This is a genomic window from Dankookia rubra (assembly GCF_004355005.1).
Lineage (GTDB): Bacteria > Pseudomonadota > Alphaproteobacteria > Acetobacterales > Acetobacteraceae > Paracraurococcus > Paracraurococcus ruber_A.
This window is the reverse complement of record NZ_SMSJ01000021.1, coordinates 19,274-32,036: the sequence shown is the minus strand read 5'-3', so window position 1 is coordinate 32,036 and position 12,763 is coordinate 19,274. Positions and strand designations below refer to the sequence as shown.

The window sequence follows — 12,763 nt, the reverse complement described above, 5'->3', positions numbered from 1 at the left end:
CCCGGAAACTCACGCCTCGCGCGAGGAACCATTGTTCGTTCGGGTCGCCTCGGCCAGTTGCTGGCGCAGCGATTCCACCTCCGCCTTCAGTGATTCCATGGTCGCCGGCGTCTCCGGCGGGCGGAAGGGAGCGAACAGGCTCATGGCGCGCTCGAGCATCGCCATGTTCTGCTTGCCGACCTCCTCGAGGCCCGGGATCCCGCCGAAGGGCATGAAGCCGCCCATGGCCTGTTCCACCGAGCGGCGCATCTGCTCCTGCTGCCGGGCGAAGCCGGCCATGGCGAATTCCAGGTAGCGCGGCAGCACGCTCTGCAGGCTGTCGCCGTAGAAGCCGATCAGCTGGCGAAGGAAGCTCTCCGGCAGCAGGCTGCGGCCTTTCGATTCCTCCTCGACGATGATCTGGGTCAGCACCGAGCGGGTGATGTCCTCCCCCGACTTGGCATCGAAGACGATGAAGTCACGCCCCTGCCGGACCATGTTGGCGAGGTCCTCGAGCGTCACGTAGCTGGAAGATTCGGTGTTGTAGAGGCGACGATTGGCGTATTTCTTGACCACTACGGGTTGCAAGGGGGGTTCGCCCGTGGTTTCGGCACGTGCGGCGTTCTCGGCCATGGCGGCTCCTGTCCTTCATTCGTCGCGGCGGCACGGCGCCGGTAGGCAAGGGGTGCTGAGCCCAGACTAGCACGTGCATCCCGCACCTGCGTTAGAGGGAATTCCGCAGCGCACCAAGACCCGGCAGCATATCGTTGCGAGACCGCTGGACGCCTTCGGGACGCTGGACAACGATCGCGCGAGCGGCGAACAGGAGAGGCGCTTGACCGGCTCCAGGCCTACCGACCCCAAGCAGACTGGCTCTGAGGACGAGGCATGCGGACCCGAATGCGACCGGTCCCCGCGGGACGCGCCGGGGCTGGACGACCTGGCGGAGGCGTGGATCGCGCTCTGGCAGAGCGAGCTGGCCGGCCTTGCCGCCGATCCAGAGGTCGCGGCCGCCTGGCGACAGGCATTCGACCTCGCCGCGGCCTGGCACCGCGCCCTCGGCGGGCTCTCATCGCATGAGCAAGGTCGCACCGGACGGGACGTCGCGCCGACGGGGACCGCGTCCGCTCCCGCTTCACCTGGCCCTGGCGCTGGCGACCCGCTGGGCGGCGCGGATGCCGCCCGGCTGCGCGCCCGGATCGACGAGCTGGAGCGGCGGCTCGCCGCGCTCGAACGCGGGGCGGCGGGAAGCGGCGCGGATCGCCGCCGCCCTCGCCGCCGGCAACCATCCGCCTGAAGCCTTCGCCGCCGCGGTGGAGCGCCGCCTGCGGGCCAGCGAGGCGGCCCTGCTGCAAGGCATCCTGGCCTATCGCCGGCATCCCTTCCGCCGCGACATGCCGCCGCAGCCGGCGGTCTGGACCGAGGGCGGCAGCCGGCTGCTCGACCATGGCGGGCCGCCCGGCGCGCCGGTGATCCTCGTCATCCCCTCCCTGGTCAATCGCGCGGAGGTGCTGGACCTGCTGCCCGGCGCCTCGATGCTGCGGCACCTGGCCGCGGCGGGGGTGCGGCCGCTGCTGCTGGATTGGGGCGCGCCGGGCGCGGCGGAGCGCGGCTTCTCGCTGACCGACTACGTCGCCGGGCGGCTGGAGCGTGCCCTGGCTGCCGCCATCGGCTGCGCCGGAGGACCGGTCGTGCTGGCCGGCTATTGCCTGGGCGGGATGCTGGCCCTCGCTCTGGCGCAACGCCGGCCCGGCCTGCTGCGCGGCCTGGCGCTGCTGGCCACCCCTTGGGACTTCTGGGCCGAGGACGCGGCGCGCGCCCGCGGCCTGGCGGCCACCCTGCCGCTGCTGGAGCCGCTGCTGCGGGCGACCGGCACCCTGCCGGTGGATGCGCTGCAGGCTCTCTTCGCGGCGCACGACCCGGCCGGCATCGGCGAGAAATACCGCGCCTTCGCCCGGCTGGACCCGGACAGCCCGCAGGCCCGCCGCTTCGTGGCGCTCGAGGACTGGCTGAACGACGGGATCCCGCTGGCGGCGGCGGTGGCGCGCGAGGCGCTGTCCGGCTGGTACGGGGCGAATACCCCGATGCGCGGCGAATGGCGCATCGCCGGGGAGGTGGTGGCGCCGCAGGCGCTGCGGCTGCCGGCCTTCCTGGCGATCCCCGCCCGCGACCGTATCGTCCCGCCCGCCTCGGCGCTGGCCCTGGCAGCGGCGATGCCCGGCGCCCATGTGCACCATGCCGCGGCCGGCCATGTCGGCATGGTCGCCGGGAGCGGGGCGGAGGCGCAGCTCTGGCGTCCCCTCCTGACCTGGATCAAGGCGTTGCCTGGTCCCCTGGGCTTGTAGGGAAAGGCGGCGCCGGTCCAATGTGCGGCGCAACATCAGGGTGGGAGAACCAGTCTTGACCGAGATCGTCATCGCCTCAGCGGCCCGTACACCCGTCGGCAGCTTCAACGGCGCTTTCGCCTCCCTGTCGGCGCATGCGCTCGGCACCGTCGCCATCCAGGCCGCGCTGGAACGGGCCGGGGTGAAGCCGGACGAAGTGGACGAGGTCATCATGGGCCAGATCCTGACCGCCGGCGCCGGCCAGAACCCGGCCCGCCAGGCCGCCATCAATGCCGGCATCCCGGCCGGTGCCACGGCCTTCGGCATCAACCAGCTCTGCGGCTCCGGCCTCCGCGCCGTGGCGCTCGCCGCCCAGCAGATCAGCAGCGGCGACGCCGCGATCGTGGTCGCCGGCGGCCAGGAGAGCATGACCCAGGCGCCGCATGCCGCGCAGCTTCGCGCCGGGCAGAAGATGGGCGACCTCGCCATGGTCGACACCATGATCAAGGACGGCCTCTGGGACGCTTTCCACGGCTACCACATGGGCACGACGGCCGAGAACGTCGCCGAGAAGTACCAGATCACGCGGGAACAGCAGGACGAGTTCGCCGCCGCCAGCCAGCGGAAGGCGGGCGAGGCCATGAAGGCCGGCCGCTTCAAGGACGAGATCGCGCCGGTCACGGTCAAAGGCCGCAAGGGCGACGTGGTGATCTCGGATGACGAGTATCCGAAGCCCTCGACCGACTACGACGTGCTGGCGAAGCTCCGCCCGGCCTTCAGCAAGACCGGCACGGTGACCGCGGGCAATGCTTCCGGCATCAACGACGGCGCCGCCGTCGCCGTGGTGATGTCGGCCGAGGAGGCGCGCAAGCGCGGCGTCACGCCGATGGCGCGGATCGTCTCCTGGGCCACCGCCGGCGTCGATCCCTCCATCATGGGCACCGGCCCGATCCCGGCCTCGCGGAAGGCGCTGCAGAAGGCCGGCTGGTCGATCGACACGCTCGACCTGATCGAGGCGAACGAGGCCTTCGCGGCGCAGGCCTGCGCGGTGAACAAGGACCTCGGCTGGGATCCGGCCAAGGTGAACGTCAATGGCGGCGCGATCGCGCTCGGCCACCCCATCGGCGCCTCGGGCGCCCGGGTGCTGAACACGCTGCTGTTCGAGATGCAGAAGCGCAATGCCAAGCGCGGCCTGGCGACGCTCTGCATCGGCGGCGGCATGGGCGTCGCGCTCTGCGTCGAGCGGCCCTGAGTCGACGCCCGTGACCTGACCGGCGGGCGCCGCGGCGCCCGCCGCCCTGTCGCGGGGCGCCTCGCCGGGGCCCGGCGGTGGCGGCCCGCGGCGAGGCTTGCGGCGCCGGCCGGGCCGCAAGCTAGGTCCGGCGGAATTGACAGTTGCGATTGGTGACCAGTACCGTTCCTTCCGCGAATCACTAATAAAGGCGCATGGCCGCAGGTCGAGGAGCTGGATCATGGGTGGACAGGTCAGATTGTCCGGCGGTCACCTCTGCATAGATCTTACGTATGTACAGATGACCGGCGAGGAACAGCGCGCCCTGCTTGCCGCGGTGCAGGAAACGGTCGTGGAACATCTGGCCATGATCTCCGCGGCGTCGAACGTCGTCACCATCAGCATGCTGCCGGACAACAACGGCCAGCGCCCGCCGCCGCCGCCGCCGCCCAAGCCGAAGCCCGTGCCGAAGCCGAAGCCCGTGCCGAAGCCGAAACCCGTGCCCAAGCCGAAGGCCGATCCCGCGTGACCGCCCGCCCTGGCGCCGCCGCCTCCGCGGCCTCCCGCCGGGATGAGGGGGCACGGCCGGCCGCGGCGCCGGCACCCCGGCCGCCGCGGATGGCGGCCGGGGCGACGCTTTGCCCGAGCGTCAGCGGCGACCCGCGCAACGCGCCGGTGATCATCGGGGTGGTGGGGGAGGGCGGCGTCGTCGCCAACCTGCCGACTCCCATTCCGCTCACCCCGGGGATGCGGGCGCGGATCGGCGGGACGCCCGAGGCGCGGTTCCGGCTGGCCGGGCCCTGCGCCGAGCGGCATTGCGCGCACTGGAAGGATGCGGCCTGCTCGCTGATCGGCCGGATGCAGGAGGCCGTTGCCGGTTTCGTCGAGCCGCGCGAGCCCGGCGCCGCGGTCCCGCGCTGCGGGATCCGTGCCGCCTGCCGTTGGTGGGTGCAGCTCGGCCCCGAGGCCTGCCACACCTGCCCGCACGTGCACTACAATCCATCGGTCTGAGCGACCGGTCCGGCCAGCGCAGGTCGCGCATGTACCCCACCTGCCTCCACTGCGACGCGCCTGCCGCCTCCGGGCGGTTCTGCGACCATTGCGGCGCGCCGCTGGAAAAGCCCTGTCCGGCCTGCCGGACGGCGAACCGCGTGGTGGCGAGGTTCTGCACGCATTGCGGCGCCGGCTTCGCCGCGCCGGGGACGGCGGCCCCGCCGGCCGGCCTCCCGCCGCGCGACCGCGACGCGCAGTACAAGCACGCGACCATTCTCTTCGCCGACCTCTGCGATTCCACCGGCCTGATCGCCGCGATGGACGCCGAGGATGCGAGCGTCTCGCTCGGCCTCGCGCTCGACATGATGGCCGAGGCGGTGGCGCGCTGCGGTGGCACCGTGGCAGTGCGGATGGGTGACGGGCTGATGGCCATGTTCGGCGCGCCGGTCGCCGCCGAGGACCATGCGGTGCGCGCCTGCTTCGCCGCACTGGCGATCATCGAGGGTGCACGCGATGTCGGCGGCCGGGCGCTGCCGGTCCGCATCGGCATCTGCAGCGGGCCGGTGATCCTGCGGCCGGGCAGGCAGGACGGCGATGCCGAGGGGATGGGCGTCTGGGGGCTGACCGCGCACATCGCCTCCCGCATCGAACACCAGGCCGAGCCGAACACCGCCCTGCTGGCGCAGCAGACCGCGGTGCTGGTCGCCGGCTCCGCCCAGCTCGTGCCGCTCGGCAAGGTGCCGCTGCGCGGCCTGGCCGAGCCGCTCGGGCTCTACCGCCTGCTCGGCGTGGCGAACCGTTCCTCCTGGCTGGTCCGCTCCGGCAGCCGGGCACTGACCACGCTGGTCGGCCGGCAGCAGGAACTCGCGCTGCTCGGCCAGGCGCTGCGGCGGGCGGCGGGGGGCGGGGAGCAGGCGGCGGCGCAGGCGGTCGCGCTGGTCGCCGATGCCGGCATGGGCAAGTCGCGCCTGGTGCATGATTTCCTCGGCGCCCCGGTTCTGGCCGGCTGGCGGGTGATGCGGGTCGAGACCACCGTCCACTCCCTCGCGGTGCCCTACCTCCTCGTCACCGCGTTGCTGCGCGAGATCGTCGGCTGCGCGCCGGGCGACCCGGTGGCGGAGATCGCCGCCCGGCTGCCGGCCCGGCTCGCCGCGCTGATGCCGGATGCAGCGATCGATGGCGCGCCGCTGCTGCGATACCTCGACAGCGATGCCGGCGGGCCCGACCTCGACCCGACCGATCCTTCCCAGCGCCGCCGCCAGCTGCTGGCCGCGCTGGTCGGCGTGCTGCGGCGCCAGGCCGCGCGGCAGCCGCTGGTCATCGTCATCGAGGACTACCACTGGCTCGACGCCTCGAGCGTCGAGCTGGTGGAGGAGTTGCTCGACGGGCTGCAGCGGCACCCCGTCCTGCTGCTGCTGACCACCCGGCCGGAGCGGCGGCCCGGCTGGTCCGCCGACCCGGCCGCGCCGCGCGCCGAGATCGAGCTCTGGACGCTGAGCGACGACCAGGCCGAGGCGATGCTATGCGAGCTGATCGGCCCCGGGGCGGCGCTGGCGCCGCTGCGCGCGCAGATCGTCGCCCGCGCCGGCGGGACGCCCTTCTTCCTCGAGGAATTCGCCCGCGCCCTGCACGAGACCGGGGTGCTCGCGGAAGGCGCGCCGCCGCCCGCCGATCTCGAGATTCCCGGCTCGGTCCAGGCCATCGTCGCCTCCCGTATCGACCGCCTGCTGCCGGTGCACCGGCGGATCCTGCAGGTCGCCGCGGTGGTCGGCCGGCAATTCGCGCCGGCCCTGCTCGGCGCCATCCTCGATGTTCCGGCCGCGGTGCTGGCGCGCGGGATCGAGGTGCTCGGCATCGGCGGCTTCCTGGCGGAGCTCGGCCTGCCGACCGGGCCGCGCTACCGCTTCTCCCATGTGCTGATCCAGGCGATGGCGCATGACAGCCTGCTGCGGAGCGACCGCCGCGGGCTGCATGCGCGCATCCTGCGCGTGCTCGAGACCACGCCGGACGAGGCGAGCATCGAGGACCTGGCCCGCCATGCCATCGCCGCCGAGGCATGGCCGGAGGCGGTGCGCTACTCGATGGAGGCGGGCGAGCGCGCCACCCGGCGTTCGGCCTGGACCGAGGCGCGGGTCCACCTGGAAGCCGTCCTCGCCGCGCTGCAGAAGCAGCCGGTGACCGCCGAGCGGGTCGGGCTCGGGATCGACGTGCGGCTGCGGCTTCGCTTCGTGCTCGGCGCCGCCAACGACCTCGCCCGGGTGCAGGACTACCTGCACGAGGCCGACGTGCTGGCCGGGCAGGCCGGCGATGCGCTGACGCTCGCCCGCGTCTACATCAACCGCTCGACCGCGCTGGCGCATGGCGGCGACCTGGCGCGCGCCAAGGAGCTCAGCCGCCAGGCGCTCGACATCATGCTGGCCGCCGTGGATCCCGTCGGCATCGTCAGCGCCGCCTTCGGGCTGGGGCAGGCGATGTGGTATGCCGGCGACCTGGCCGAGGGGCTGCGGGTGCTGGAGCAGACCCTGCCGCATGCGCGGAGCGAGGCCGGGCAGCGCCGCAGCGCCGCCACCTTCGTGCTGCCGGCCGTGGTGCATTTCTGCTTCCTGGCGCAGTTCCGCGGCGAGACCGGCGCGGTCGACGCCGGGTTCCTGGCGATCGAGGAGGCCCGCGGCATCGCCGGCCGGCATGGCCAGGCCTTCGACCGGCTGCTGGTCAGCATGTACGAGGGCGACCTGCTGCTGCAGGACGGCCGGGTCACCGCCTCGATCGACCTGCTGGAGCGCGCGCTGCGCGGCGCCCGGGCCGATGGCCTCGACTACCACGTGCCCTACATGGCCTATGTGCTCGGCCGTGCCTATGTCCGGGCCGGCCGCTTCACCGACGCCGCGGACCTGCTGCTCGCGGGCTGCGAGCGGGCCGACCGCAACGGCCATCGCGGCAAGCGGCTGCTCTGCAACCCGGCCCTGGCGCGAGCCATGGCGGAAGGGCCGCAGCGCGACATCATCGGGGCCTGCGACCTTGCCCGCCGCACCACCGAGGAAGCCGCGGCGCTCGGCTTCCGGCCGACCCAGGTGCAGGCCCAGCTGGCGCTCGCCCGCGCGCTGGTCCTGGCTGGGCAGGCCTCCGAGGCCGCGGCCCAATTGCGGGCCGCGGCGATCCTCGCCGCGCGGATCGGGCTGCGCGCGGCGGAGGCCGAGGCACTGGAGTGGCTGGCCAGGCTGCTGCGCGTGCCGCCGCCCGCGTCCGCGGCGGCGGCGGTGTGGTCGCCGCCCGCGGTCGGGCCGGAGCCGACGCTGCATTGAACCGGCCGGGCGACGGCGGCCGGCGTCCGGAGTTGGACGCGGCGCCGCCGCGACCTACGGCGGTCTGCGTTCAAAGGTGAACGCCGCATCGCTGTAGGTCATCGTCTTCAGGGCAGATTCGCGCGTTTGGGCGCTCACGCCCTCCCGCGGTCCGGGCCACAGCGCCGGCCCGAGTTCAGGCCGGGACGCGGATCCGCGCATCCAGGCTTGCGCACCCGTCCGCGATCCGCGGAACAGCGCGCCCGGGCCTGCACGCCCGTCCGCGCTCCGCGCCGACGGTCAGCAGAAATGCGCGCCGCGGGTCTCGACCGGCAGCAGGTAGATCGACTGGCTCGCCGTCATCAGCAGCTGGTTGCGCCGGGTGCCGCCGAAGCAGAGGTTGGCGCAGATCTCCGGCAGCTTGATCAGCCCGATGCGGGCGCCGTCGGGGGCGAAGACATGCACCCCGTCATAGCCCGCGCCCACCCAGCCGGCACCGACCCAAAGGTTGCCCGCTTCGTCGCAACGCACGCCGTCGCCGAAGCCGGACTTCCCGTCCATCTCCATGTTGAACTGCGGCTTGCCGGTGCCGAGCTTCTGGCCGTCCACGTCGAAAGCCCAGATGACGTTCTTGGCGTCCGGATAGTGGCTCGTGCCGCTGTCGGCGACATAGAGCTTCTTGTAGTCGGGCGAGAAGCAGAGCCCGTTCGGCTTGAAGGGCTGGTCGGTCACCTTGGTGACCTGGCCGGACTGCGCATCGATCCGGTAGACCGCCTCCTTGATGAAGGGGCGGGGGCTGCTGGCGGCCTCCGGCACCCGGTTGCCCTCGTAGTTCATCAGCGCGCCGTAGCCTGGATCGGTGAACCAGATCGCGCCGTCGGCCGGGTTCACAACGGCGTCGTTCGGCGCGTTGAAGGCGCCGTCCGGGCCGCGCGCCGCCAGCACGGTCAGCTTGCCGTCCGGCTCGTAGCGCACCACGTCGCGGTGAAAGTGGCGGCAGGCGATCTGCCGTCCCTCGCGGTCGAAGGTATTGCCGTTCGAGAAGCCCGAGGGGTTGCGGAAGCGGCGATGGACCGAATGGTCCTCCTCGTTCATCCGCAGGCATTCGTCGTTCGGGATGTCCGACCAGACCCAGAAGCGCCCGGTGGCGTGCCAGGCCGGGCCCTCGGCCCAGCCGAGCCCGGTGTAGAGGCGGCGGATGGTGCTGTTGCCGAGCGGCGCGGTGAAGCGCTTCTTGTCCAGCGCGACGATGTCGGCATCGGGGTAGCGGGTGGGCGCGCCCCCGCGGCCGAAGTCGCGCTGCTGGGCATCCGCCGGGATCGCGGCACCGGCGGCCAGCGCGCCGGCGAGGCCGCCGAGCACCGCACGGCGCGAGGGTTGGGCGCCGCGCGCCGCGGCGTCGGAGTGATCGGTCATTCGGTTGTCCTCCCCAGGTCGGGGCCGCCCCCTGGCGCGGCCCCGGCGCCAGCGTGGCACGGCTTGGTGCGACATAGGCAAGCTAATCATCTGCCGAGCGCGTGCACGCAATCGCGCGGGCGGCCGGGGCAGGCTCGGCGTTCCGCCAGCCCCCGAACTTCGTTAGCCTATCCCGCAACGTGCCAGCGGAGGGACATCCATGATCGTCGTCAGCGTCTCCTACCCGAACGACCCGGCCACCCGGTTCGACGAGGCCTACTACCTGCAGACCCACATCCCGATGGTGAAGCAGCGCTGGTCGGGCATGGGGCTGCAATCCGTGCAGGTGCTGCGCGGCCTCGGCACGCCGGATGGCGGCCCGGCGCCGATGCGCATCACCGCGCTGCTGGCCTGGGACAGCACCGAGGCGCTCGGCCGGGCGGTCGAGGCGCATGGCGCCGAGATCTTCGGCGACATCCCGAACTTCACCGACGGCAGGCCGGTGATGCAGGTCAGCGAGCCGGCGGGCTGAGCCCCGCCGCCGGTTGCTGCCGGGCGGCCCTCAGGCGAGGGTCGTCAGGTCCTGGAACCAATGCTGCGCCTGGACATAGCCGCGCACCGCGCGGCCCATGACATGGGGGTTGGTGTCGTGCACCACGAAGACCAGCAGCGCCTGGTCCACCACCCGCTCGTGCACCCTGGCCATCAGGCGATCGACCTCGGCGCCGTCGAAGGTTTTCGCCGCGGTGTCGATCAGCGCGTCGGTCTCGGGGTCGCTGTAGTGGCTCCAGTTCACCCCGGTCGGCGAGACCTGCTTTGAGTGGAAGAAGCGGACCAGCGCGTAGAGCGGGTCCGAGGTGACATAGGCGACGTTGTTGGCGGTGATGCTGCCCGCCCGGGCGATCTCCCCGGCCGCGCCCTGGCGCCAGCAGGTATAGAGGACTTCCAGCTCCACCGCCTGGAACTCGACCTCGATCCCCACCTCGCGCCAGGCCGACTGGATGTACTCGTTCATCGGCATTGACAGCATCTGGCCGCTGCCGCCGGTCGCCACCAGGAACTTCGTGCGCAGCGGGCTGCCCTTCGAGACGCCGGCCTCGGCCAGCAGCTTCCGCGCCGCGTCCGGGTCGTACTTCACCTGGAACTGCGGCTTGCCGTACCAGGGGGAGGAGGGGTCGACCACGCCCGTCGCCGGCTTGGCCAGGCCGTTCATCAGCCCGACCACGTCGTCGCGGTTGATCGCCAGGTTGGCCGCCTTCCGCAGCCGCAGGTCGCGCCAGGGCGAGCCTTCCAGCAGGCTGAGATGGTAGTTCCAGACATGCGGCGTGACGTTCTCGACGATCCGCATGCCGGACTGCTTGAGGCGCGGCACCAGGTCGGGCGCCGGCGTCTCGATGAAATCGACCTGGCCGGTCAGCAGGGCATTGGTGCGCGTCACCGCGTCGGGCGCCACCACCAGCAGGATGCGGTCCGCCTTCGGCACGCGCTTCGGGTCCCAGTAGGCGGCGTTCTTCAGCAGCTCGAGGCTGGCCCGCGGCACCAGCCTGCCGGCGCGGAAGGGGCCGGTGCCGGAGGGCTCCTGCGCGAAGCGTTCCCAGGACCGGCCGAGCTTCTCGTACTGCGCCGGGGAGGAGATCAGGAACCAGAGCATCTGGTAGGGGAAGATGCTGTCGACCGTCCTGGTGGTGACCTCGACCGTCATGGCGTCGAGCTTGCGCCAGGCGGCGACCGAGGGCAGCCGCGGCCGCACCTGGGCGGCCTGGCGGTTGTCGAAATGCGGCGCCTGCGGGTTCAGGACCTTCTCGAGGTTCCAGACCACCGCCTCGGCGTCGAAGTCGGAGCCGTCATGGAACTTCACGCCTGGGCGAAGCCTGAAGACCCACTTCCTGCGGTCCGCCGGGTCGGCCTCCCAGTTCGTGGCCAAGCCGGGGACCAGCTTGCCCGGCCGGTCCGCGACGTCCATCTCCCAGGCGACCAGCGGGTCGTACAGCGTATGGCCGGTGAACTGGTAGGCGCCGGCGCCGCGATCCGGCTGGCCCGTGGTCTGCGGGATGTCGGCCATGGAGATGCCGTAGCGCAGCACCCGTTCCGCTTGCGCGGCGGCTGGGCTGCCTGCCCAAGGCGCAGGCATGCCCGGCAGCGTGGCGAGGCCGGTGGCGCCTAGCACGGCGCGACGCGAAAGGGTCATGGGACGTCCCGGGCTGGTGTTTCACCCGGTCCAGGCAAGCGGCGTGCCGCCTTGGCTATTCCGCCGCCGCCAGCCCCGCCGCCGGTGCCGGACGCCTCGCCGCCCCAGCCGGCAGGATCGAGAAGGGCCGCTCCACCGCCAGGAACAGCGCCGCCGATCCCACCAGCGTGGCCAGGAAGGCCGGCGCCAGCAGCACCCACCAGGCGGCTCCCCCGAGCCCGGCGAGGCCCGGCCCGGCCAGCTTCAGGGCATGGAACACCACCTCCAGCACCAGGCCATGCACGAGGTAGTAGGAATAGCTCATGTTGCCGAGCCAGCGCAGCGGCCGCCAGGCAAGGCCCCGCGCCACCGGCCCGGCGCCGGCGAAGGCCGCGGCCGGCAGCAGGAAGCCGGCAAGGAAGAGGCCGAGGAAATTGGCCTGCCCGCCCGGCCCGGCCAGGAGCAGCCCGCCGCAGAGCAGGACCGCGGCGCCGGCCGCCAGGTCCAGCCAGGGACCGCGGCGCGCCAGGGCGGCGAGCAACGGCATCGTCTCCACCAGCAGCATGCCGGCGGCGAACATGCCCATCCGGCCATGCGCCCAGTCGGTCGCCAGCATCAGCCCGACCGCGGCGAGCATCGCCGCCACCCGCGCCGCCGCCGGCCAGCGCCGCAGCTGCAGCGCCGCGACCAGCGGCGGCATGGCCAGGTAGAAGGCCATCTCATAGCTCAGCGACCAGGCGACGATGACGATCGGCGTGATGGTGAAGAGGCCCGGCAGCAGCAGCAGGTTGGCCAGCAGCAGCCAGGCGCGGTCCCCGGCACCCGGCGGCAGCCCGCCGCCCGAGACCGAGGCCAGCGCGATGCCGAGCTGCAGCGCCAGCACCACGAGGAAGGCCGGGTAGAGCCGCTGCACCCGCCGCGCGAGGAAAGGCAGGTAGGGCCGCGCCCGGCCCAGCAGCATCCGGTAGATCAGGTAGCCGCTGAGCACGAAGAACAGATCCACCCCGGCATGCCCCAGCGTCTGCAGGGCCATGCCCAGGGCCGGCGGCGCCAACCCGGAGGCATGGGCGAGTTGCGCGCCGTAGTGGACGAAGAAGACCAGCAGCACGGCAAGCCCGCGCAGGCCTTCCATCGGCAGCAATCGGTCGACCTCGGCGGCGCCGAGCTCGAACCAGCGGGCGAGCGGGCCGGGCCGAGCGGGCTGCGTTTTCACCTGCTTTCTCACTTGGCCTCTGCTCTTCGACCGGCAGGCGTGACCATAGCGATATCGAACAGGTTGGTTGAATGACAAAGCAACGAGCATGTCGTTCAGGGCTGATCTGCCTGACCAAATCTTTAAATAACGAACAAACGAATGGCACGATGGCGACCGCTTTGGTTCCGCTGCCGCCGT

At 72.4% G+C, this 12,763-nt stretch carries 10 protein-coding genes; 6 read left to right on the top strand and 4 right to left on the bottom strand.

Features of this window, described 5'->3' with window-relative positions:
- Nucleotides 1–9: 9 nt before the first annotated feature.
- Nucleotides 10–612, bottom strand: a complete 603-nt coding sequence (gene phaR / locus E2C06_RS16725) for a polyhydroxyalkanoate synthesis repressor PhaR (RefSeq protein WP_133289754.1) — start codon at nucleotides 610–612, stop codon at nucleotides 10–12.
- Nucleotides 613–1,055: 443 nt separating this feature from the next.
- Here phaR and E2C06_RS16720 point away from each other — a divergent pair, with 443 nt between their 5' ends.
- From E2C06_RS16720 to E2C06_RS16700, 5 genes are all read left to right on the top strand, one after another.
- On the top strand, nucleotides 1,056–2,324 hold the full coding sequence (locus E2C06_RS16720) for an alpha/beta fold hydrolase (protein ID WP_133289753.1): 1,269 nt from the start codon (nucleotides 1,056–1,058) through the stop codon (nucleotides 2,322–2,324).
- 55 nt (nucleotides 2,325–2,379) lie between these two features.
- Nucleotides 2,380–3,555, top strand: coding sequence for an acetyl-CoA C-acetyltransferase (locus E2C06_RS16715; RefSeq protein ID WP_133289752.1), 1,176 nt, complete (start codon nucleotides 2,380–2,382; stop codon nucleotides 3,553–3,555).
- Nucleotides 3,556–3,835: 280 nt separating this feature from the next.
- The gene (locus E2C06_RS37620; protein ID WP_165982438.1) at nucleotides 3,836–4,063 is read left to right on the top strand and encodes a hypothetical protein; all 228 of its coding nucleotides are present in this window, start codon (nucleotides 3,836–3,838) and stop codon (nucleotides 4,061–4,063) included.
- Nucleotides 4,060–4,545 carry a hypothetical protein gene (locus E2C06_RS16705; RefSeq protein WP_133289751.1) on the top strand — a complete coding sequence of 162 codons (486 nt, stop codon included), beginning with the start codon at nucleotides 4,060–4,062 and terminating at the stop codon, nucleotides 4,543–4,545. The genes E2C06_RS37620 and E2C06_RS16705 overlap by 4 nt, the downstream gene beginning before the upstream one ends.
- A gap of 29 nt (nucleotides 4,546–4,574) precedes the next feature.
- The gene (locus E2C06_RS16700) at nucleotides 4,575–7,829 is read left to right on the top strand and encodes an adenylate/guanylate cyclase domain-containing protein (protein WP_133289750.1); all 3,255 of its coding nucleotides are present in this window, start codon (nucleotides 4,575–4,577) and stop codon (nucleotides 7,827–7,829) included.
- A gap of 279 nt (nucleotides 7,830–8,108) precedes the next feature.
- Here E2C06_RS16700 and E2C06_RS16695 read toward each other — a convergent pair whose 3' ends face one another.
- Nucleotides 8,109–9,224: an SMP-30/gluconolactonase/LRE family protein gene (locus E2C06_RS16695; RefSeq protein ID WP_133289749.1), complete on the bottom strand. Its 1,116-nt coding sequence runs from the start codon at nucleotides 9,222–9,224 to the stop codon at nucleotides 8,109–8,111.
- Between the two features lie 199 nt (nucleotides 9,225–9,423).
- On the opposite strand from E2C06_RS16695, the gene E2C06_RS16690 reads away from it, so the two are divergent.
- Nucleotides 9,424–9,735 carry an EthD family reductase gene (locus E2C06_RS16690; RefSeq protein ID WP_133289748.1) on the top strand — a complete coding sequence of 104 codons (312 nt, stop codon included), beginning with the start codon at nucleotides 9,424–9,426 and terminating at the stop codon, nucleotides 9,733–9,735.
- 30 nt (nucleotides 9,736–9,765) lie between these two features.
- Here E2C06_RS16690 and E2C06_RS16685 read toward each other — a convergent pair whose 3' ends face one another.
- Both E2C06_RS16685 and E2C06_RS16680 read right to left on the bottom strand, forming a co-directional pair.
- Complete coding sequence (locus tag E2C06_RS16685; RefSeq protein WP_133289747.1) at nucleotides 9,766–11,391, bottom strand: ABC transporter substrate-binding protein; 1,626 nt, start codon at nucleotides 11,389–11,391, stop codon at nucleotides 9,766–9,768.
- Between the two features lie 55 nt (nucleotides 11,392–11,446).
- Nucleotides 11,447–12,583, bottom strand: coding sequence for an acyltransferase family protein (locus E2C06_RS16680; RefSeq protein ID WP_206664566.1), 1,137 nt, complete (start codon nucleotides 12,581–12,583; stop codon nucleotides 11,447–11,449).
- Nucleotides 12,584–12,763 lie beyond the last annotated feature (180 nt).